Annotated in this window: 20 protein-coding genes; 6 read left to right on the top strand and 14 right to left on the bottom strand. The window is 63.1% G+C overall.

The window, feature by feature from the left end:
- Positions 1-16: 16 nt before the first annotated feature.
- The 11 genes from pcaC to pcaR form a co-directional block, all read right to left on the bottom strand.
- Positions 17-409, bottom strand: a complete 393-nt coding sequence (gene pcaC / locus ACSSVC_RS10560) for a 4-carboxymuconolactone decarboxylase (protein ID WP_346635002.1) — start codon at positions 407-409, stop codon at positions 17-19.
- 22 nt (positions 410-431) lie between these two features.
- The gene (pcaD, locus tag ACSSVC_RS10555; RefSeq protein ID WP_492612262.1) at positions 432-1,220 is read right to left on the bottom strand and encodes a 3-oxoadipate enol-lactonase; all 789 of its coding nucleotides are present in this window, start codon (positions 1,218-1,220) and stop codon (positions 432-434) included.
- A gap of 11 nt (positions 1,221-1,231) precedes the next feature.
- Positions 1,232-2,596 carry a 3-carboxy-cis,cis-muconate cycloisomerase gene (locus ACSSVC_RS10550; RefSeq protein WP_492612261.1) on the bottom strand — a complete coding sequence of 455 codons (1,365 nt, stop codon included), beginning with the start codon at positions 2,594-2,596 and terminating at the stop codon, positions 1,232-1,234.
- 48 nt (positions 2,597-2,644) lie between these two features.
- Positions 2,645-3,940, bottom strand: coding sequence for an MFS family transporter (locus tag ACSSVC_RS10545; protein ID WP_492612260.1), 1,296 nt, complete (start codon positions 3,938-3,940; stop codon positions 2,645-2,647).
- Between the two features lie 95 nt (positions 3,941-4,035).
- The gene (gene pcaG / locus ACSSVC_RS10540; protein ID WP_492612259.1) at positions 4,036-4,602 is read right to left on the bottom strand and encodes a protocatechuate 3,4-dioxygenase subunit alpha; all 567 of its coding nucleotides are present in this window, start codon (positions 4,600-4,602) and stop codon (positions 4,036-4,038) included.
- Between the two features lies 1 nt (position 4,603).
- On the bottom strand, positions 4,604-5,308 hold the full coding sequence (pcaH, locus tag ACSSVC_RS10535) for a protocatechuate 3,4-dioxygenase subunit beta (protein ID WP_492612258.1): 705 nt from the start codon (positions 5,306-5,308) through the stop codon (positions 4,604-4,606).
- 37 nt (positions 5,309-5,345) lie between these two features.
- On the bottom strand, positions 5,346-6,551 hold the full coding sequence (gene pcaF / locus ACSSVC_RS10530) for a 3-oxoadipyl-CoA thiolase (protein WP_492612557.1): 1,206 nt from the start codon (positions 6,549-6,551) through the stop codon (positions 5,346-5,348).
- A complete protein-coding gene (locus ACSSVC_RS10525; protein ID WP_346635007.1) occupies positions 6,548-7,327 on the bottom strand; it encodes a CoA-transferase subunit beta in 780 nt (259 codons plus the stop codon). The genes pcaF and ACSSVC_RS10525 overlap by 4 nt, the downstream gene beginning before the upstream one ends.
- A complete protein-coding gene (locus ACSSVC_RS10520; RefSeq protein WP_102861493.1) occupies positions 7,327-8,184 on the bottom strand; it encodes a CoA transferase subunit A in 858 nt (285 codons plus the stop codon). The genes ACSSVC_RS10525 and ACSSVC_RS10520 overlap by 1 nt, the downstream gene beginning before the upstream one ends.
- Before the next feature lie 190 nt (positions 8,185-8,374).
- Complete coding sequence (gene pcaK, locus ACSSVC_RS10515) at positions 8,375-9,721, bottom strand: 4-hydroxybenzoate transporter PcaK (RefSeq protein ID WP_346635008.1); 1,347 nt, start codon at positions 9,719-9,721, stop codon at positions 8,375-8,377.
- A 290-nt stretch (positions 9,722-10,011) separates the two neighbouring features.
- A complete protein-coding gene (pcaR, locus tag ACSSVC_RS10510) occupies positions 10,012-10,854 on the bottom strand; it encodes a pca regulon transcriptional regulator PcaR (protein WP_016962563.1) in 843 nt (280 codons plus the stop codon).
- A 686-nt stretch (positions 10,855-11,540) separates the two neighbouring features.
- Here pcaR and ACSSVC_RS10505 point away from each other — a divergent pair.
- Positions 11,541-11,741 carry a hypothetical protein gene (locus tag ACSSVC_RS10505; RefSeq protein ID WP_102861491.1) on the top strand — a complete coding sequence of 67 codons (201 nt, stop codon included), beginning with the start codon at positions 11,541-11,543 and terminating at the stop codon, positions 11,739-11,741.
- A gap of 376 nt (positions 11,742-12,117) precedes the next feature.
- Positions 12,118-13,593: an inorganic phosphate transporter gene (locus ACSSVC_RS10500; protein ID WP_102861490.1), complete on the top strand. Its 1,476-nt coding sequence runs from the start codon at positions 12,118-12,120 to the stop codon at positions 13,591-13,593.
- Between the two features lie 133 nt (positions 13,594-13,726).
- On the opposite strand, the gene ccoM is transcribed toward ACSSVC_RS10500, so the two are convergent.
- Complete coding sequence (ccoM, locus tag ACSSVC_RS10495) at positions 13,727-13,843, bottom strand: cytochrome c oxidase subunit CcoM (protein ID WP_015634423.1); 117 nt, start codon at positions 13,841-13,843, stop codon at positions 13,727-13,729.
- 144 nt (positions 13,844-13,987) lie between these two features.
- Complete coding sequence (locus ACSSVC_RS10490) at positions 13,988-14,149, bottom strand: hypothetical protein (protein WP_177435099.1); 162 nt, start codon at positions 14,147-14,149, stop codon at positions 13,988-13,990.
- Positions 14,150-14,354: 205 nt separating this feature from the next.
- Between ACSSVC_RS10490 and ACSSVC_RS10485 the strand changes: the two genes are divergently transcribed.
- From ACSSVC_RS10485 to ACSSVC_RS10475, 3 genes are all read left to right on the top strand, one after another.
- Positions 14,355-15,221, top strand: a complete 867-nt coding sequence (locus ACSSVC_RS10485; RefSeq protein ID WP_404939927.1) for a LysR substrate-binding domain-containing protein — start codon at positions 14,355-14,357, stop codon at positions 15,219-15,221.
- An 88-nt stretch (positions 15,222-15,309) separates the two neighbouring features.
- A complete protein-coding gene (locus ACSSVC_RS10480; protein ID WP_492612257.1) occupies positions 15,310-15,780 on the top strand; it encodes a RidA family protein in 471 nt (156 codons plus the stop codon).
- A complete protein-coding gene (locus tag ACSSVC_RS10475) occupies positions 15,777-16,985 on the top strand; it encodes an aminotransferase class V-fold PLP-dependent enzyme (protein ID WP_492612256.1) in 1,209 nt (402 codons plus the stop codon). The genes ACSSVC_RS10480 and ACSSVC_RS10475 overlap by 4 nt, the downstream gene beginning before the upstream one ends.
- Here ACSSVC_RS10475 and ACSSVC_RS10470 read toward each other — a convergent pair.
- Complete coding sequence (locus ACSSVC_RS10470) at positions 16,982-17,323, bottom strand: aspartate-semialdehyde dehydrogenase (protein WP_346635012.1); 342 nt, start codon at positions 17,321-17,323, stop codon at positions 16,982-16,984. The two genes, ACSSVC_RS10475 and ACSSVC_RS10470, sit on opposite strands and share 4 nt — an antisense overlap.
- A 218-nt stretch (positions 17,324-17,541) precedes the next feature.
- Here ACSSVC_RS10470 and rapA point away from each other — a divergent pair, with 218 nt between their 5' ends.
- A complete protein-coding gene (gene rapA, locus ACSSVC_RS10465) occupies positions 17,542-20,391 on the top strand; it encodes an RNA polymerase-associated protein RapA (RefSeq protein WP_492612255.1) in 2,850 nt (949 codons plus the stop codon).
- Positions 20,392-20,432: the final 41 nt, after the last annotated feature.

Below are 20,432 nucleotides of genomic sequence, written 5' to 3'. Positions count from 1 at the left end.
GTGCAGCTCCGGCGCCTCAACTGCGGGATTCGATGCCCAGTTCGTCCCACACCGATTCGGCCAGGTGGAAGGTGGCATTGGCCGCCGGGATGCCGCAGTAGATCGCGCTCTGCATGATCACTTCCTTGATCTCGGCGCGGCTCACGCCGTTGTTGGCCGCGGCCCGCAAGTGCAGCTTGAGTTCTTCGTTGCGGTTCATGCCGATCAGCATGGCGATGGTGATCAGGCTGCGGGTGTGCCGCGGCAGGCCCGGACGGGTCCAGATATCACCCCAGGCATGGCGGGTGATCATTTCCTGGAATTCCGAGTTGAACTCGTTCAGGGCATTCAGGCTGCGGTCCACATGGGCATCGCCCAGTACGGCGCGGCGTACCTGCATGCCTTCGTCATAACGTTGTTTCTCGTCCACAAAGGGCTCCTTGAATCCGGGGTCAGGCCAGCAGGAATTCCACGACACGGTCGCTGAACGCGTCACCGGCCTGGACGTTGGACAGGTGCGCGGCATAAAACTCGGCGTACTCGGCGCCGGCCACGTGCTGCTGGATAAAGTGCCCGCCGGAAGGCGGCGTCACCGCGTCTTCGCTGCCGGCGATCACCAGGGTCGGCACCTTGATCGCTGCCAGTTGCTCACGGAAATCCGCATCCCGCACCGCTGCGCAGTTGGCGGCATAGCCTTGGGGCGAAGTGGCAGCGAGCATGTCGGTAATCAGCTTGGCCTGGTCAGGACGAGCGGCGGCAAAATCTTCGGTGAACCAGCGGGCAATGGAGGCATCGCGCAGCGCCACCATGGCCGCCTGACCGTCACGCAGAACCGTCTCGATCCGTGGGTTCCAGATGGACGGGTCACCAATCCTGGCGGCGGTGTTGCATACCACCAGCTTGTGCAGGCGCTCGCCGGCATTGATCCCCAGCCACTGGCCGATCAGGCCACCCATGGACAGACCGCAGAAATGCGCACGCTGGATATCCAGGGCGTCCAGCAGCGCCAGCACATCCTGGCCCAGTTGCTGGATGCTGTAGGGCCCCTCGGTCACCAGCGAAAGGCCATGGCCGCGAGTGTCCATGCGCAACACCCGAAAGTGCCGGGTGAACGCCGCGATCTGCTTGTCCCACATGTGCAGATCGGTGCCCAGGGAGTTGGACAGCACCAGTACCGGCGCGCCTTCTGGCCCTTCGAGTTGATAGTGCAGATCGCCCTCGGCGAGTTTCACGAATCCCACAGCAGTCTCCTTCAGGCCTTCAAGGCAAAATGTTCAGCCGCGGCGCGCTCGACCCAGGCCTGGGCCTGACCGAGGTACTGCGCCGGGTCCATCAGACGATCCAGCTCTGGCGCCGAAAGCTCGGCGCTGACCTGGGCATCGTCCGCCAATACCTCGCGCAGATGGCGTCGTTCGGCCACCGCACGCTTGCAGCATTGTTCCAACAGGTGATGGGCAGTCTCCCGCCCCAGGCGCTGGGCCAGTTCAATGCTCACCGCTTCCGCCAGGACCAGGCCCTGGGTCAGGTCAAGGTTGCGCGCCATGCGTGCGCTGTCGACCTCCAGGCCCTCGGCTACCAGCAAGGCTTGTTGCAGGGCCCCCGACACCAGGCAGCAAATCTCCGGCAGGGTTTCCCATTCGGCGTGCCACAAGCCGAGGCTGCGCTCGTGCTCCTGGGGCATGGCGGCGAACATCGTGGCCAAGAGCCCCGGAACCCGGGTCGCGGCGCTGATCAGTACCGCCGCGCCCACCGGATTGCGCTTGTGGGGCATGGTGGACGAACCGCCCTTGCCCGGCGCCGAAGGCTCGAAGACTTCCGCCGCTTCGGTCTGCATCAACAGGCTGATGTCCCGCCCCAGCTTGCCCAGGCTACCGGCCAGCAGGCCCAGCACCGAGGCGAACTCCACCAGACGGTCGCGCTGGGTGTGCCAGGGCTGTTCCGGCAGGCTCAACTGCAGCTCTTGCGCCAGGGCCTGGGCAATCGGCAGGGCCTGTTCGCCCAGGGCCGCCAGGGTTCCGGAAGCACCACCGAACTGCAGCACCAGCAGGCGCGGCTTGAGTTGCTGCAGCCGTTCGCGGCTGCGGGTCACGGCCCCCAGCCAACCGGCAATCTTCATGCCCAGGGTCACCGGCGTAGCATGTTGCAGCCAGGTTCGGCCGGCCAGAGGCGTGTCCGCATAGCGCTTGGCCTGGGCCGCGAGTATGCCGCCCAGACGGTTCAGGTCCTGCTCCAGCAAGTGCACGGCGCGCCGCAATTGCAGCACCAGCCCGCTGTCCATCACGTCCTGGCTGGTGGCGCCCAGGTGCACATAGCGCTCGGCCTCGGCATCGCTCCGGGCGATCTGCTTGCCCAGGGCCTTGACCAGTGGAATCGCCGAATTGCCGGCCGTGGCGATCGCTTCGCCCAGGGCCTGGAAGTCATAGAGTTGGGCGCGGCAGGCTGCCTCGATGGGGGCAACCGCTGCGCTGGGAATCAACCCGGTCCGCGCCTCGGCCCGGGCCAGGGCGGCCTCGAAGTCGAGCATGGCCTGGACCCGCCCCTGGTCGCAGAACACTCCGCGCATTTCCCGGGCAGTAAAGTAGGCATCGAACAGCTGATTGCTCGCAGGTAGGGTCATAAACAGTCCTTGCTGCACCTGCGTCCTGGGCGGGCGCAGGTGCATGGGTCAAAGGTCGTGGTGCAGGTACGCCGCCTGTTTCGGCAGACGCAGGCTGAACAGGAAAGCAATCGCCATCATCGCCGTGACGTACCAGTAGAAGGTGTTTTCCATGCCCATGTTCTTGAAGTTCAGGGCTACCCATTCCGCCGAGCCACCGAAGATCGCATTGGCCACCGCATAAGCCAAGCCCACCCCCAGCGCCCGCACTTGGGGCGGAAACATCTCGGCCTTCACCAGGCCGCTGATGGAGGTGTAGAAACTGACGATGGACAGGGCCAGGGTGATCAGCACGAAGGCCAGGAACGGACTGGTGACGGTCTTCAGGGTCATCAGGATCGGCACCGTGAACAGGGTGCCCAGGGCGCCGAACCAGAGCATCGAGTTACGCCGGCCGATCCTGTCAGCGAGCATGCCGAACAGCGGCTGCATGCACATATAAAGGAACAGCGCGCCGGTCATGATGTAGCTGGCCGTCTTGGCGTGCATGCCCGCAGTGTTCACCAGGTACTTCTGCATGTAGGTGGTGAAGGTGTAGAAAATCAGCGAGCCGCCGGCGGTGTAGCCCAGCACCGTGATAAAGGCCGCCGAGTGATTCTTGAACAACGCGGCGATGCTGCCGGCATCCTTGTTCTCGCGCATTTCCTTGCTGGTGGTTTCTTTCAGCGAGCGACGCAGCAGCAAGGAGATCACCGCCGCAATGGCGCCGATCACGAAGGGAATGCGCCAGCCCCAGGCCTTGAGCTCGGCCTCATCGAGGAACTGCTGGAGGATCACCACCACCGACACCGCCAGCAGTTGTCCGCCGATCAGGGTCACGTACTGGAAGGAAGCGAAGAAACCACGCTGGCCCTTGAGCGCCACTTCGCTCATGTAGGTGGCGGTGGTGCCGTACTCGCCGCCCACCGACAAGCCCTGGAACAGGCGCGCCACCAACAGCAGGAACGGCGCCCAGGCACCGATGCTGGCATAGGTCGGCAGGAAAGCGATGACCAGGGAGCCGGCGCACATCATCAGCACCGAGATCATCATCGAGTTCTTGCGCCCATGACGATCGGCGACCCGGCCGAACAGCCAGCCGCCGATGGGGCGCATCAGGAACCCTGCGGCGAATACCCCAGCGGTGTTGAGCAGTTGCACGGTGGGGTCGTCAGAGGGGAAGAAGGCCGGAGCGAAGTAGATGGCGCAAAAGGCATAGACGTAGAAGTCGAACCATTCCACCAGGTTGCCGGAGGAGGCACCGACAATGGCAAAGATCCTTTTGCTGCGCTCCTCTGCGGTGTAGTGACTTGTCGTTGTAGTCATGGTTTTTCACTCGTGGGGGACAGTGTGAGTCTAGACACACTTGGCAACATTCCCGTTCCCTGTCACCGCTGCCATGCAGGCAGCGGTGCCCCAGGTCAGTAGTCGAAGAACACGGTTTCGGCGTCGGTGCCCTGGAGGATCACGTTCCACTGGTAGCGGCCCTCGGCATCGGCCTTGGCCAGCAAGGTGGTGCGACGCTCCTCGGGTACGCAGGCCAACAAGGGGTCGGCGGCGTTGGCCGGTTCACCCTCGAAATAGATCCGGGTCAGCAGGTGCTTGACCAGGCCACGGGCGAACACCAGCACCACCAGGTGCGGGGCCTGGGTCGCGCCCTTGAGACCTGGCACCGTGCCCGGCTTGATGGTGGTGAAACGAAAGCGCCCTTCAGCGTCCACCGGGACTCGGCCAAACCCCTGGAAGTTCGGGTCCAGGGGTTTGTCCTGCTCATCCTCGCAGTGGCGGTACTTGCCGGCAGCGTTGGCTTGCCAGACTTCCAGCATGGCGTCGTTGACGAAGTTGCCGTTGCCGTCCACCACCTGGCCGGTGATTGCCACCCGCTCGCCCAGGGTGCCTTCCTCGGTCAGGTCTTCGCGGTTCAGCCAGGTCAGGCCGATGTGATAGTAGGGGCCGACGGTGTGGGACGTGGTCGCGGTCAGGCTCATGTTATTTCTCCATCGGCGTGGCATCGCGGCCGCGCAGGACGATGTCCCAACGGTAACCGAGGGCGTAGGAAGGAATGGTTTTCTCCAGGTCGAAGCTGGCGATCAGGCGTTCCTTGGCACGGGTGTCCGGCACGCAGTTGTAGATCGGGTCATATTCCAGCAGCGGGTCGCCGGGGAAATACATCTGGGTCACCAGGCGGGTAAGAATGCTCGGGCCGAACAGCGAGAAATGGATATGCGCCGGACGCCAGGCATTGTGGTGGTTGCCCCAGGGGTAGGCGCCGGGCTTGATGGTCTGGAACTGGTACCAGCCGTCGGCGTCGGTCACGGTACGCCCGGTGCCGGTGAAGTTCGGGTCCAGGGGCGCGTCGTGCAAGTCGCGGTCGTGGTTGTAGCGACCGGCGGCGTTGGCCTGCCAGACCTCCACCAGGATGCCCGGCACCGGCAGGCCGTTCTCGTCCAGAACCCGACCGTGGATGATGATGCGCTCGCCCTGAGGCTGGCCTTCGTGCTGGGCCGTCAGGTCGTTGTCCCGCTCCTGGATCGACTCGGCACCGATGCTCGGGCCGGTGATTTCCGAAAGCGAATGCGGCAGGAACACCAGCGGCTTGGACGGCGAACGGGTGTTGGTCGACTGGTAGGCCGGGTGCAGATAATCAGGCTGAGTACCCGCTTGCGGGCGCCGGTAACCGGGCTTGTCACTCATGGTGGTTCCTCGTTCTCTTCTTATATAGGGCAGGCATTCAAACCCGCTCGATGGCCAGTGCCAGCCCTTGGCCGACACCCACGCACATGGTGGCCAGGCCTTTCTTGCCGCCGCTCTTTTCCAACTGGTGCAAGGCCGTCAGTACCAGGCGTGCGCCGCTCATGCCCAACGGGTGACCCAAGGCAATGGCGCCGCCATTGGGATTGACCTGCGGCGCATCGTCCGCCAGCCCCAGTTCCCGCAGGACCGCCAAGCCCTGGCTGGCGAAGGCTTCGTTGAGTTCGATCACATCGAAGTCGCTGACGGCCACACCCAAGCGCTCGATCAATTTGCGCACCGCCGGCACCGGGCCAATGCCCATGACCCGCGGCGCCACACCGGCACTGGCCATGCCCAGCACTCGCGCACGTGGAGTCAGGCCGTGTTTCTTGACCGCCTCGGCCGAAGCCAGGATCAGTGCGGCAGCGCCGTCGTTGACCCCGGACGCATTGCCGGCGGTGACGGTCTTGTCCGGGCCGTTGACCGGCTTGAGTTTGCCCAGGGCTTCCAGGGTAGTGTCGGCCCGTGGATGTTCGTCCTGCTCCACCACGCTCTCGCCCTTCTTGTGGGCAATGCGTACCGGGACGATTTCCTCGGCGAAGAAACCCTCGGCCTGGGCCGCGGCGGTGCGCTGTTGGCTGCGCAGGGCGAAGGCGTCCTGGTCGGCGCGGGACACTTTATAGTCGTCCGCCACGTTGTCGGCGGTCTGGGGCATGGCATCCACACCATACTGGGCTTTCATCAGCGGGTTGATGAAGCGCCAGCCGATGGTGGTGTCTTCCAGCTTCATGTTGCGCGAGAAGGCGGCATCGGCCTTGCCCATGACAAAGGGCGCACGGGACATGGACTCGACGCCGCCGGCGATGGCCAGTTCCATCTCGCCACTGGCAATGGCGCGGAAGGCGGTGCCGATGGCATCCATGCCCGAGGCGCAGAGGCGGTTGAGGGTGACGCCCGGCACGCTGTCCGGCAGGCCCGCCAACAGTAGTGCCATGCGCGCCACGTTGCGGTTGTCTTCACCGGCCTGGTTGGCGCAGCCGAGGAACACCTCGTCCACGGCATTCCAGTCCACCGTCGGGTTGCGCTCCATCAGCGCCTTGATCGGTACCGCCGCCAGGTCATCGGCGCGCACCGCCGACAGGCCGCCGCCAAAGCGGCCGATGGGGGTACGAATGGCATCACAGATGAATACATCGCGCATCAGGCTTCTCCGGGGGCTTGGCCATGGGCCGCGGCCGTGCGTGCTTCCAGGTCACGCAGGGCGGTCAGTTCGACTTCGGTAGGCGCGGCCGTCTCGGCCACCTGCTCGGCAAAACGGATCGCCCAGCCGGTGGCGGCCACGACCTGCTCGCGGGTCACGCCCGGGTGCAGGGAGGTGACGACGAATTCGTGGGTACCGGCTTCCGGCTCCATGATGCACAGGTCGGTGATGATCCCCACCGGACCAGCCCCGGGCAGGCCCAGGCGCTTGCGCGAGTCGCCGCCTTCGCCATGGCCGACGGAGGTGATGAAGTCCAGCTTGTCGACGAAGGAGCGCGAGGATTGCTTGAGGATGATCAGCACGCTTTTCGCCGAACCGGCGATCTCCGGGGCACCGCCGGCACCCGGCAGGCGCACCTTGGGCCGGTGGTAATCACCGACCACGGTGGTGTTGATATTGCCGAAGCGGTCGACCTGGGCGGCGCCGAGGAAACCCACGTCGATGCGCCCACCCTGCAGCCAGTAGCGGAAGATTTCGCCGGTGGGCACCACGGTATCGGCGGTTTCCGCCAGTTCGCCGTCACCGATGGACAGCGGCAATACGCTGGGCTTGGCACCGATGGGGCCGGACTCGTAGATCAGCACCACGTCCGGCGACGAGGTCAGGCGCGCCAGGTTGGCGGCCTTGGATGGCAGGCCGATGCCGACGAAGCACACCGAGCCGTTCTGCAGGCGACGGGCCGCGGCCACGGTCATCATTTCATTGGTGGAGTAGGTCATTACTGGGCCTCCGAAGCTGCGGCCAGCTTGGCCTGGAATTCGCTGAAGTCGGCACTGCCGTGGATGTATTCGTTGATCCACGCGGTGAAGGTCTCACGGTCGCGGGCGATCGGGTCCCAGGCCTGGTAGAAGCGGTTGTCACGCTCGGAGTAGCCGTGCGCATAGGACGGATGGGCACCGCCGGGCACGTGGCAGACCGCGCTCAGGGCCCAGGTCGGCAGTACACAGGCGTTCATCGGCGCATTCAGGTCGTCGACGATTTCCTCGACGGTGACAATGCAGCGCTTGGCGGCCAGGGCGGCCTCTTTCTGCACCCCAAGGATGCCCCACAGCAGGACGTTGCCCTTGCGATCGGCTTTCTGCGCGTGAATCACCGTAACGTCGGGACGCACCGAAGGCACCGCCGCCAGCACTTCACCGGTGAAGGGACAGGTCACGGTCTTGATCAATGGGTTGACCTTGGGCAGATCGGAGCCGGCATAGGCGCGCAGTACCGCGAATGGCAGTCCGGAGGCTCCGGCCACATAGGCGTTGGCCAGGTCGGCGTGGCTGTGCTCTTCAATTTCCAGGGGCTGTGGCCACTGCTTTTCCACGGCGTCCCGCAGACGATGCAGGGAGCCAACACCCGGGTTGCCGCCCCAGGAGAAAATCAGCTTGCGAGCGCAACCGGCACCGATCAACTGGTCGTAGATCAGGTCAGGCGTCATCCGCACCAGGGTCAGGTCTTTCTTGCCCTGGCGGATGATTTCATGACCTGCGGCCGTAGGGATCAGGTGGGTGAAGCCTTCGAGTGCGACGGTGTCACCGTCGTTGACGAATTGCTTCACCGCGTCGTGCAGCGAAAGGATTTCAGCCATGGATGGGGTCTCCCGATTGTTATTCAGCGACTGGAGAAAAAGGCGCTCTGGGCGCGCCGCAGTGACTGAAGATTAAGCCGGAGCACTACCCCAAACAATCCGATAATCGACTGAGCGTTCGATTATCGAACGGATTGTTGCAGGGCTATCGATCCTCGGCCCCGCACTCAATCCTGGCCTTTATTGCCTGTCAGGTGGCGTCCGCATGGCTGACCATGCCCTTGATCACTACCGCTGTGGTGGCCAGCGCCGCCGGGATCACCAGCGCGGTCAGCACCTGTTCGAAGTTCCAGCCCAGGCCCAACAGGGTGGCGCCCATCCAGGCACCGAGAATGGCGCCGAATCGACCGATGCCGAGCATCCAGGACACCCCGGTGGCCCGTCCCTGGGTCGGATAGAAACGCGCCGCCAGGGAAGGCATCGCCGATTGCGCACCGTTGACGCACATGCCGGCGATCAGCACCAGGGTGGCGAGCACGGTGATGTTGCCCAGGCTTTGTCCCACGGCATAGGCGAAGACCCCGGCCAACAGGTAGAAGCAGCCAATCACTTTGTGCGGATTGAAACGGTCCATGGCCCATCCCACGGCGACCGCGCTGAGCACCCCACCGAACTGGAACAAGGCGCCGATAAAGGCCGCCTGCTCCATACTGGCGCCACTGTCGCGCATCAGGGTCGGCAGCCAGCTGGTCAGCAGGTAGACAATCACCAGGCCCATGAAATAGGTGAGCCACAGCAGCAGAGTGCCGACGCTGTAAGTGCCGGAGAAGATCACAGCAAAAACGTTGCGCGCCTTCACCGTCTTCTGTTCCGGCACGCTGAAACTGCCGGCCTCGCCGACGATGGCCGGAGCGATGGGAGCCAGGGTCTTGCGCACCTTGTCGGTGCCGCGATTGCGCACCACCAGATAACGCGCCGACTCCGGCAGCCAGACCACCAGCACCAGGGCCAGGATCAGCGGCAGGACACCGCCGATCAGCAGCAGGCTGTGCCAACCAAAGGCCGGGATCAGCTTGGCGGAAATGAAACCACCGCCCGCCATGCCCAGGTTGAACCCGCAGAACATGCTGGTCACCAGCAGCGACTTGTGGCGCTCGGGGGTGTACTCCGAGAGCAGCGTGGTGGCATTGGGCATCCCCGCCCCCAGGCCCAGGCCGGTAAGAAAGCGCAGCACCAGCAACTGGTCGACGTTGGTGCTGTAGGCCGAAGCCAGGCTGAAGGCGCCAAACAGCAGCACCGCCCCTACCAGCACCACCTTGCGGCCAAAACGGTCAGCCAGGGGCCCGGAACCCAGGGCACCGAAGACCATGCCGATCAGCGCTGCACTCATCACCGGGCCGAGGCTGGCACGGTCGATACCCCAGTCCTGGGACAGCGCCGGGGCGATGAAGCCCATGGCCGCAGTGTCCAGGCCATCGAGAAAGACAATCAGGAAACACAGGATTACTACTCGCCACTGGTAACGGGACAGCGGCTGGGAATTGATGAAGGACTGCACATCGAGGCAGTTCCCTACAGCGGATTGGGGTTGATTCATTGTTTTTATTTCCACACTAAAACGCAGGCGAGCACAGGCCGCCAAGGGCTGATCAGGTCACGTAGAAAGGGTGGCGAAAATCAGGCGATTCGAGCGGGACGGCAGGAACGGTCACGGCAACGACGCAGGGAGAGCATGCTCATGAGTTGGCCTCTTCATTATTATTGGACGGGTCGGCGGCGGCAGCCTGGCAATGCCGGCTGGCCGCCGATGACGCTGCCGCGACATTAATGAGCCAGGGGAAAGAGCGTCAATTCGTCAAAGGCGGATCTGTGCGTTTATCGAACAGCTTAAGCAAACAGCTGGGCGCTCAGATCACGGCTGGCGCTCAGCAGGCCGGGTAGAAAACGCTGTTCCAATTCGGCGCGGCTGACCCGGCCCGCGTGGGTGCTGACGTTCAACGCCGCCAGTACCTGGCCCGAAGCATCGTAGACCGGCACGGCAATCGAACGCAGCCCTTGCTCCAGTTCCTGATCGACGATGCACCAGCCCTGCTGACGCACTTGCTGCAGGCACTCCAGCAACGCCTCCGGGGTGTGCAGGGTGCGACTGGTCTTGGCCTGTAGATCGGCATGTTCCAGATATTCATGCAGCGAAGAATCATCCAGCGCGGCCAACAGAATCCGCCCCATGGAGGTGCAATAGGCCGGTAGCCGGCCGCCCACCGAAAGATCGACGGAAATCAACCGCTGGGTAGTGGCCGAACGGGCGATATACAGGATGTCGTCACCTTCAAGGGTGGCCATGTTGCAGGCTTCGTGGAGTTGCTCGCTCATGCGGTCCAGATAAGGCTGCGCGGAAACCGCCAGGGGCGTCGACGACAGGTAGGCATGACCCAGGGTCAGCACCTTGGGCAGCAGCGAATAGGTACGCCCATCGGTGGTGGCGTATCCCAGCTTGATCAGGGTATGCAGGCAGCGGCGCACTGCCGCCCGAGGAATCTCCGTGCGGTGGCTGATCTGGGCAATGGTCAGGTGGCGCTTGCGCTCCTGAAACGCCTGCACCACCGCCAGGCCTCGGGCCAGAGACGTCATGAAATCCGGGTCACCGGTCAACGCCTGAATCCTCTTCGCCGCCGAAGCCACGATGGGCGGCGCCACTGAGGTAAAGGAATTACGCATCTGATCGTTCATTTCAGGGTCTCTGCGATGAAATTCTTCCGTATTACAAGCCGTATTGGAGAGGCAGCACAAGCCGGCCCCTGCAAGATTGGGCGATTATCGAACCGTCGACCGATAATCGCAATCAACGATGCTGGCCGTTGCCGACCACCCACCCACTCTTTTATTGCAAAAACTCATAGTAATAATCGCCAGCAGGAGGCGGACTCAGTGGCTATCTTCAGGCCTGCCACTTGTATCAAGAGCGGACTCGCCCCATATAGAATTCAGCCAGCGGAGTGCGAAGACGGGAAGCGCCGTGTAGGAATTCATTAGAACTTTCGTGTCACAAAACGCTCACAATAAAGTTGGCTGTTTTAAACTTTCTAACCATAGAGTTATTCTTCGCCGAAGCTATACTGCCGGAGTGAGTAGCGCGGAATCAGTCCCGCTCGTACCTCGCTCAGGTGATTCAGGCTGCAATCGGTCACCTGCCGCAAGCGCTTGACCCCAAACCAGATTCGGCCAATCCGCTTGCAACAAACAACACTGTTGCTACGACAGTCGTTTTCATCCGGTGACGTGGCCGCATGCAACAAAAGGCTGGCTGGAAAGAACAGGACCCAAGGCCTGAGCAGGCAAACAGTCCGCTTTCTTGATAGTCGCCCCCCAGGCAATGCGTTGCACCGGAATGGACCCTTACTCAATTAGGTAACACTGTGACGAAAGACGAACTGCGCGCGGAACTTGAGCGCCAGGAACAACGTTACAAGGAAGTTTACGGCGGCGAGATCACCCGTTATGCCGCCCAACCGGAACCTGAACGCAAACCTTGGCGCAAACGCGCAAGTATTCGCGATCAGGCGTTCACCCAAGAACTGCAAAAGATGGAAAAAGAGCTCAAGGCCGAACAGCCATAATGCTGACGGCCTGAGTTTTTCAGGGCTTGCTCTCTTGTCCGCTCGATCACCCCAGCGGCCAGGCAGACCATTGATGCTCGCTACCCCGGGCCCTTCACCGCCTCGCCCCACCCACAGCGAGAAACGGTACCCGGCAGGCCCTTTCGTTGAAATTTCATACAAGCGTTTGAACCCTTTCATCCCCGGGCTAGAAGCCCCGGCGTCGTGCTTTGGGCCAATAAACTCAATGACTTGCCGCGCTGGGCGGGAATCGGCGAAAACTCTGCTCCCGGTCAGTTTTTTCGTTGAAGAATGTTACCGGTGAGCACCTTGTGCATTGATTAGCAGGGTTTTCTGGCATAATCGCGCCCCCTTATGACCGGGTCAGAAAACCTTCATGATCGATTTATTCAGCGGACTGGATGCTTGGGTGCTTGTGAGCCTCTTGCTCGCCCTGGCTTTTGTCCTCGCCTACGAGTTCATCAACGGCTTTCATGACACCGCAAACGCGGTTGCCACTGTCATCTACACCAAAGCCATGCCGCCACACCTGGCCGTGTTCTTTTCCGGTGTCTTCAATTTCCTCGGTGTGCTGCTGGGCGGCGTCGGCGTAGCCTATGCCATTGTTCACCTGCTGCCGGTCGAGCTGCTGATCAATGTCAACACCGGTCACGGTCTGGCCATGGTCTTCTCGTTGCTGGCCGCGGCCATCGCCTGGAACCTGGGCACCTGGTACTTCGGCATCCCGGCCTCCAGCTCCCACACCCTGATCGGCTCGATCCTCGGTGTCGGCCTGGCCAACGCCCTGCTCAACGACATTCCCCTGGGGGACGGCGTGAACTGGCAGAAAGCGATCGATATCGGGGCCTCCCTGGTGTTCTCGCCGATGGCCGGCTTCCTTATTGCTGCGCTGGTACTGATCGGCCTGAAATGGTGGCGTCCGATCTCGAAGATGCACAAGACCCCGGAACAACGCCGCAAAGTCGATGACAAGAAGCACCCACCGTTCTGGAACCGACTGGTACTGGTGATCTCGGCCATGGCCGTGAGCTTCGTCCACGGCTCCAACGATGGTCAGAAGGGCATTGGCCTGATCATGCTGGTGCTGATCGGCATCGTGCCCGCGCAGTTCGTGCTGGACCTCAACAGCACCACCTACCAGATCGAGCGTACCCGCGACGCGACCCTGCACCTGAGTCAGTTCTATGAGCGCAACCACGACTCACTGGGCGAATTCCTGGCTTTGGGCAAGAGCGTGAAAGACGACCTGCCGGGCAAGTTCCGCTGCAACCCGCAACAGACCGAGCCCACCATCAGCGCCCTGCTGAGCAGCCTCAAGGGGGTCGCCGACTACCACTCGCTGTCGCCGGAAAGCCGCATCGAAGTGCGCCGCTACCTGCTGTGCCTGGACGACACGGCGAAGAAAGTGGGCAAACTGCCGAACCTGTCGGCCCGTGAAAAGGCTGACCTGGACAAGCTGCGCAAGGACCTGACCGCCACCACCGAGTACGCGCCGTTCTGGGTGATCCTGGCTGTCGCCCTGGCACTAGGCCTGGGCACCATGATCGGCTGGAAGCGTGTAGTGCTGACCATTGGCGAGAAGATCGGCAAGCAAGGCATGACCTACGCCCAGGGCATGTCGGCACAGATCACCGCGGCGGGCCTGATCGGCCTGGCGAACATCTTCAGCCTGCCGGTCTCCACCACCCACGTACTCTCCTCCGGCGTGGCCGGGACCATGGTCGCCAACAAGAGCGGCCTGCAAGGCGGTACGGTGAAGACCATCCTCCTGGCGTGGGTCCTGACCCTGCCGGCGACCGTGGCCCTGTCCGCCGGTCTGTTCTGGGCGGCCTCGAAAGTCCTCGGGACCTGATACCCCAGCGCCAACAAAAAAGGTGCGACCTTCAGGACGCACCTTTTTTTATGCCTTGAGCTTTTCGACAGGCAAAAAAAAGGGCAACCGAAGTTGCCCAAAATGCCTTGCGTGCTCGTTGCTCTGGAGAGACTTAAGGTTTTTTACGCTTATTCGCGTCTTTCCAGATGAAGAATCCAAACCCTGCGAAAAACAGAACCATGAGGCCGACAGTCAGCACTCCGGCGATCACCACATTGTCGAAAAACATGACTGGCCTCCTGCTCTTGCCCTGTTGCGATGGGGCTAAGTTAACCAAAGAGGCGGCGGGGAAAATTGACCGGGGTCAATGTCGCCCAAGACTGGGCGCGAGGAAGGGGGAATAACTGACCTGTATCAACAGAAAGCGCCCAGTTCAGCGCTTTTTCGGTTTGTTTTTCGACTTTTTCTTGGCTTTGCCCAAAGGCATGGCCTGCTCGAATGCCTGGCGCACTTCATTCAGGCGCTTCTCGTTCAGGTCATGTACGCGCTTGGCGCGTTCGGCATTCAGGTCGATCAGCTTGTCGTCTTGATTCATGGCTTGGCTGGCATCACTGGGAAGTCAATATCAACCGCACTGCTACAGGATGCAGAGCGGCCCTGGCGGATGTGCCAATAATGCGACGTGCCGCCGCACCTGACCAGTGATCAGACCGACACTCCGGTAATAAAGTCGCTGCCGCGAAGAGTTTTTATCCGCACAATGGCCCTTTGCGAAACGCCCCCCGGAGCCTGATGTGGAAATGCCCAAGCACCTGCCGCCGCTACTGGCCCTGCGCGCATTCGAGGCCGTGGCCCGCCACCTGAGCTTTATCAAGGCGGCTCGGGAACTGTGCGTGAGCCAGAGCGCGGTCAGCCATCAAGTGCAGAAACTCGAACAGCACCTGGGCCAACGCTTGTTCATACGCCGGACCCGCGCCATCGACCTGACCGCCACCGGTGACACCTATTACCGACAGATTCGCCCGGCCCTGGAACAGATCGCCCAAGCCACCCAAGCGCTGCTTGCCCCACCTCGCCAGCCAGTACTGCGCATCGGTCTGCTGGCGTCCTTCGCCACCTTGTGGCTGGCGCCTCGCCTGGCGGACTTCACCCGCCGCCATCCGGAGATCCAGTTGGAGTTGCAACCGGCCATCGACCTGGCGGATGTCGCCGGCGCCGAAGTCGACCTGGCCATTCGCTACGGCAAGGGCAACTGGCCGAAGGTGCGGGCCACGCGCTTTCTCGCCGAGCAGCTGTCACCGGTCTGCAGCCCTGGCTTCAAAGCCACCTCCCTGGCCAGCGGCCCCTTGCTGATGGCTCGCTCCCATCAACCCTTCGAATGGGATGATTGGAGCAGGCAACAGGCTATGGACCTTGCCTCCCTCCCCAGCGTGATGCTGCACGACTACAACATCGTGGTAGAGGCCGCCGTGGCCGGCCAGGGCATCGCCATGGGGCGTCGCCAGTTGATCCAACGCCACCTGGCCCAGGGCAGCCTGGTGGATGCCTTCGACCTGCCGCCCTTGTGCAGTCAGATCGGCTACTGGCTGGTGACCGCTGAAGGACCGTCGAACCCGGCACTGGACTGCTTTGCACAATGGCTGCTGGAGCAAGGGCTCGACCCATGAGAAATTCAGATACATCGAATTAGATCTATCCGTTTGTCGCTCCTGGACTGAACGCCGATGCTGCAGGCCTTGCATCCGAGGACTGCCCATGAGCGATTCCCTGAAACACCGCGTTCAGCAACTGGGGCTTGAACTGCCCGCCCCCAGCCAGCCGATCGCCAACTACGTCAACCATGTACGCAGCCAGAACCTGCTGTTCATCTCCGGACAGATTCCCTTGTTACAGGGCCAACCGACCCTGCTGGGCCGTCTCGGCGAGAGTCTGACGGTGGAGCAAGGCACCCAGGCCGCGGAGCTCGCGGCCCTGGCCTTGCTGGCCCAGTTGAGCGCGGCGCTGGACGACGACCTGTCGCGGCTGCAGCGCATCAGCCGGCTCGCTGTATTCATTGCCGCCAGTGCCGATTTCCAGAGCCATGGCAGCGTGGCCAATGGCGCTTCCAACCTGCTGGTCAACGCCCTGGGCGAGAAAGGCCGGCACGCACGCACGGCGGTGGGCGTGGCCAGCCTGCCCGCCGGGGTCGCCGTGGAGGTCGACGCGATCTTCGAACTCAAGCCATGACCCCCCTGGACCCACAGCACCTCGCCCGTCTGCGCCTGGCCACACCCGGCTGCGCCCAGGTCTGCCACTTCAACCACGCGGGTGCTTCATTGCCCAGCCAGGGCACCCTGGACGCCATGCTCGGGCAACTGCAACGGGAAGCCCGTGAAGGGCCGATGGAAGCCGCCATCACCGGCGCACAGCTGCAGGAACAGGCCCGTGAGGCCGCGGCCCGGCTGCTCAATACCAGCCCCGCCGCAATCGCCTTTGCCAGCAGCGGCTCGGCAGCCTGGGGCATGGCCTTCAGTGCCCTGCCGCCATGGCAAGCGGGCGACCGGATTCTGGTGGGGCGCCACGAATGGGGTGGCAATCTGGCGTGCCTGGCCCAAGCCGTGGGCGCCGGGGCCCAGTTGGAAGTCATCCCCTGCGATCACAATGGTGCGGTTTCGGTGGAGGCACTGGAATCCATGCTCGACTCGCGCGTGCGTCTGATCGCCCTGACCTGGCTGCCGGCCAACGGCGGCTTGATCAATCCGGCCGCCGCCGTCGGCCAACTGGCGCGGGATTGGCGCATCCCCTATTTCATCGACGCCGGCCAGGCCTTGGGGCAACTGCCCTGTAATGTACAGGCGCTGGGGTGCGATGTGCTCAAAGGCGCAGGACGCAAATACCTGCGCGGGCCACGGGGCACGGCCCTGCTCTATGTCAGGCCGGGCTTCCTGGAACAGTTGCAACCGCTGCCGCGGGATGTCTTGTCAGCCCCCTGGAACGGCCAGGGCTTCAGCTTGCGAGAGGATGCGCGACGCTTCGAAACCAGCGAAGTTTCGCTGGTGCTGCTGGCGGGGCTGGCCAATGCGTTGCAGGAACTGAACAGCATCGGCATCGAAGCCATTCACCAGCGGATCAGGACCCTCGCCGACACGCTTCGCCAGGACCTCGACCGCCTGCCCGGCCTGCAGCGCCAGGACCTGGGCGCCGCCGGCCAGCAGTCAGGCTTGATTGCCTTCACGCTCAAGGGCTGGGACGGTTTTGAACTAAAGGAAGAGTTGGCTCGCCGGGGCATCAATATCGGTGCCAACGGCGTGGCCTACACCCCGCTGGACATGCAGGCCCGGGGCCTGACCCAGATTGCCCGGATCGCCTTGAGCTATTTGAATACCGAAGCGGAAATCCAGTGCCTGCTGGAGGCGCTGACGGAACTGGCCGAACGCGGCCCCACAAGCTAGACCTGCACGTCCACCCACAGCCCCTGGCGCGGGGCATCCTCGATCAACGGAGCCACCGGTACGGTGTTGTCGGCATTCAACTCGTCGCCGGGTACGGCCAGATGCTGCTCCGGATCCTCATCGGCCTCACGCTTGCGCCGCTGCTTTTCCTGTTGGCGCTGCTGCTCCTCGCGCAAGAGCAGGGCCGACTGCTCGGCATCGCGCTTTTGCAAGTCGATGGTGCTTTCATTGGAGCTTTCCTGCACCGGCACCACTGGCGGGATATCCGGACGCTGCCGGATCGGGTCCTGCTGGGCGGTGATGGGCACGGCACTCAAGGGGAGCATCGGTGGCAGCATGTTATTGGTCTCCTGTCGGCAGTCTGTCGGCTGCGGCATGGGCGACTTGAGCCATCGGTCGCAAAACTGTGACCCAGTCGTCAGCCGATAGTGCCCTCGGGGCCGACGAACGCCGCTGTACGCTACCTTTTATTCCAGGGGTTTTTATCAGAGTTCTTTGGACTGGAAGCGTCGTTCCGTTAAGATAGTCGGCTTTTTCAAAGCGGGAGTCAGGCAGCATGGCGCAGCAGTATCAACCGGGGCAACGCTGGATTAGTGACAGCGAAGCCGAGCTAGGCCTAGGCACCGTTCTGGCACAGGACGGTCGCTTGCTGACCGTGCTCTATCCGGCCACTGGCGACACCCGCCAGTATGCGCTACGGAATGCGCCCCTCACTCGCGTGAGGTTCTCTCCAGGGGACAACATCACCCACTTCGAAGGCTGGAAAATGACTGTTCAGGAAGTCGACGACGTCGACGGCCTGCTGGTCTATCACGGCCTCAACGGGCAGAACGAAGCCGTTACCCTGCCGGAAACCCAACTCTCGAACTTCATCCAGTTCCGTCTGGCCAGCGACCGTCTGTTCGCCGGGCAGATCGACCCGCTGGCCTGGTTCTCCCTGCGCTACCACACCCTGGAACACACCAGCCGCCAACTGCAGTCCTCGCTCTGGGGCCTGGGTGGCGTGCGCGCCCAACCTATCGCCCACCAGTTGCACATTGCCCGTGAAGTCGCCGACCGCATCGCGCCACGGGTCCTGCTGGCGGACGAAGTGGGCCTGGGCAAGACCATCGAGGCCGGCCTGGTGATCCATCGCCAACTGCTCTCGGGTCGCGCCAGCCGGGTGCTGATCCTGGTTCCGGAAAACCTCCAGCACCAGTGGCTGGTGGAAATGCGTCGTCGCTTCAACCTGCAAGTGGCGCTGTTCGACGAAGAACGCTTTATCGAAAGCGATGCCAGCAACCCATTCGAAGACACCCAGCTGGCCCTGGTGGCCCTGGAATGGCTGGTGGATGACGAGAAGGCCCAGGACGCGCTGTTCGCCGCCGGTTGGGACCTGATGGTGGTGGACGAAGCCCACCACCTGGTGTGGCACGAAGATCAGGTCAGCCCGGAATACGCCCTGGTGGAACAGCTGGCCGAGACCATCCCTGGCGTGCTGCTGCTGACCGCGACCCCGGAACAACTGGGCCAGGACAGCCACTTTGCCCGCCTGCGCCTGCTGGACCCGAATCGCTTCCACGACCTCGCGGCCTTCCGCGCCGAGAGCGAGAACTACCGCCCGGTGGCCGAAGCGGTGCAGGAACTGATGGATAAAGGCCGCCTGTCTCCCGAGGCGCACAAGACCATCCACGGTTTCCTCGGCAACGAAGGCGAAGCCCTGCTGGCCGCGGTCAACGATGGCGACAGCGAAGCCAGCGCACGCCTGGTGCGCGAGTTGCTGGACCGCCATGGCACCGGCCGCGTGCTGTTCCGCAACACCCGCGCCGCCGTGCAGGGTTTCCCGGAGCGCAAGCTGCACGCCTACCCGCTGCCGTGCCCGGACGAATACCTGGAACTGCCCCTGGGTGAACACGCCGAGCTGTATCCGGAAGTCAGCTTCCAGGCCCAGCCCGATGCCGCCGATGAAGAACAGCGCTGGTGGAAATTCGACCCGCGGGTCGAATGGCTGATCGACCAGTTGAAGATGCTCAAGCGCACCAAGGTCCTGGTGATCTGCGCCCACGCGGAAACCGCCATGGACCTGGAAGACGCTCTGCGCGTGCGCTCCGGCATCCCGGCCACGGTGTTCCACGAAGGCATGAACATCCTCGAACGCGACCGGGCTGCCGCCTACTTCGCCGATGAAGAGTTCGGCGCCCAGGTGCTGATCTGCTCGGAAATCGGCAGTGAAGGCCGCAACTTCCAGTTCGCCCACCATCTGGTGCTGTTCGATCTGCCGTCGCACCCGGACCTGCTGGAGCAGCGCATCGGCCGTCTCGACCGGATCGGCCAGAAACACGTAATCGAACTGCACGTGCCGTACCTGGAAACCAGCCCGCAAGAGCGTCTGTTCCAGTGGTATCACGAAGCGCTGAACGCTTTCCTCAACACCTGCCCGACCGGCAACGCCCTGCAGCACCAGTTCGGCCCACGCCTGCTGCCACTGCTGGAAAACGCCGACGACGGCGAGTGGCAAACGCTGATCGACGAAGCCCGCGGCGAGCGTGAACGCCTGGAAGCCGAGCTGCATACCGGCCGCGACCGTCTGCTGGAACTCAACTCCGGCGGCGCCGGTGAAGGCGATGCGCTGGTGGAAGCGATCCTCGAACAGGACGACCAGTTCGCCCTGCCGATCTACATGGAAACCCTGTTCGACGCCTTCGGCATCGACAGCGAAGACCACTCGGAAAACGCCCTGATCCTCAAGCCCAGCGAGAAGATGCTCGATGCCAGCTTCCCTCTGGGTGACGACGAAGGCGTGACCATCACCTACGACCGCAACCAGGCGCTGTCCCGCGAAGACATGCAGTTCATCACTTGGGAGCACCCGATGGTGCAGGGCGGCATGGACCTGGTGCTGTCCGGCTCCATGGGCAACACCGCCGTGGCACTGATCAAGAACAAGGCGCTGAAACCCGGCACCGTGCTGCTTGAGCTGCTCTACGTCAGTGAGGTGGTCGCTCCACGTTCGTTGCAACTGGGTCGCTACCTGCCACCGGCCGCCCTGCGCTGCCTGCTGGATGCCAATGGCAACGACCTGTCGGCACGGGTGGCCTTCGAGACCCTCAACGACCAGTTGGAAAGCGTGCCCAAGGCCAGCGCCAACAAGTTCATCCAGGCCCAGCGCGACCAACTGGCGCCGAAGATCAACGCCGGTGAAGCCAAGGTCGCACCGCGTCACGCCGAGCGCGTGGCCGAGGCGCAACGCCGGCTGGCGGCCGATACCGAAGAAGAGCTGGCGCGCCTGACCGCGTTGCAGGCGGTCAACCCGACCGTCCGTGACAGCGAGCTGGTAGCCCTGCGCAAGCAACGGGAACAGGGTCTGGCGATGCTGGAAAAAGCCGCCCTGCGCCTGGAAGCGATCCGGGTGCTGGTGGCAGGCTGATTGCCCGGCTCCAAGCGCTAAACAAAAGGCCCGCATCATGC

The organism is Pseudomonas sp. E1BtOHC1 (assembly GCF_058744285.1).
This window is presented reverse-complemented; position numbering and strand designations above follow the sequence as displayed.

Bases quoted from the DNA above. Each gene is read 5' to 3' on its own strand.
- ACSSVC_RS10480 (WP_492612257.1), top strand. From the start codon at position 15,310: ATGAGCGATTCCCTGAAACACCGCGTTCAGCAACTGGGGCTTGAACTG.
- pcaG (WP_492612259.1), bottom strand. From the start codon at position 4,602: ATGAGCCTGACCGCGACCACGTCCCACACCGTCGGCCCCTACTATCAC.
- ACSSVC_RS10470 (WP_346635012.1), bottom strand. From the start codon at position 17,323: ATGCTGCCACCGATGCTCCCCTTGAGTGCCGTGCCCATCACCGCCCAG.
- ACSSVC_RS10490 (WP_177435099.1), bottom strand. From the start codon at position 14,149: ATGAATCAAGACGACAAGCTGATCGACCTGAATGCCGAACGCGCCAAG.
- rapA (WP_492612255.1), top strand. From the start codon at position 17,542: ATGGCGCAGCAGTATCAACCGGGGCAACGCTGGATTAGTGACAGCGAA.
- ACSSVC_RS10500 (WP_102861490.1), top strand. From the start codon at position 12,118: ATGATCGATTTATTCAGCGGACTGGATGCTTGGGTGCTTGTGAGCCTC.
- ACSSVC_RS10545 (WP_492612260.1), bottom strand. From the start codon at position 3,940: ATGACTACAACGACAAGTCACTACACCGCAGAGGAGCGCAGCAAAAGG.
- ccoM (WP_015634423.1), bottom strand. From the start codon at position 13,843: ATGTTTTTCGACAATGTGGTGATCGCCGGAGTGCTGACTGTCGGCCTC.
- pcaK (WP_346635008.1), bottom strand. From the start codon at position 9,721: ATGAATCAACCCCAATCCGCTGTAGGGAACTGCCTCGATGTGCAGTCC.
- ACSSVC_RS10550 (WP_492612261.1), bottom strand. From the start codon at position 2,596: ATGACCCTACCTGCGAGCAATCAGCTGTTCGATGCCTACTTTACTGCC.
- ACSSVC_RS10485 (WP_404939927.1), top strand. From the start codon at position 14,355: ATGCCCAAGCACCTGCCGCCGCTACTGGCCCTGCGCGCATTCGAGGCC.
- ACSSVC_RS10475 (WP_492612256.1), top strand. From the start codon at position 15,777: ATGACCCCCCTGGACCCACAGCACCTCGCCCGTCTGCGCCTGGCCACA.
- pcaR (WP_016962563.1), bottom strand. From the start codon at position 10,854: ATGAACGATCAGATGCGTAATTCCTTTACCTCAGTGGCGCCGCCCATC.
- ACSSVC_RS10525 (WP_346635007.1), bottom strand. From the start codon at position 7,327: ATGACCTACTCCACCAATGAAATGATGACCGTGGCCGCGGCCCGTCGC.
- pcaH (WP_492612258.1), bottom strand. From the start codon at position 5,308: ATGAGTGACAAGCCCGGTTACCGGCGCCCGCAAGCGGGTACTCAGCCT.
- ACSSVC_RS10520 (WP_102861493.1), bottom strand. From the start codon at position 8,184: ATGGCTGAAATCCTTTCGCTGCACGACGCGGTGAAGCAATTCGTCAAC.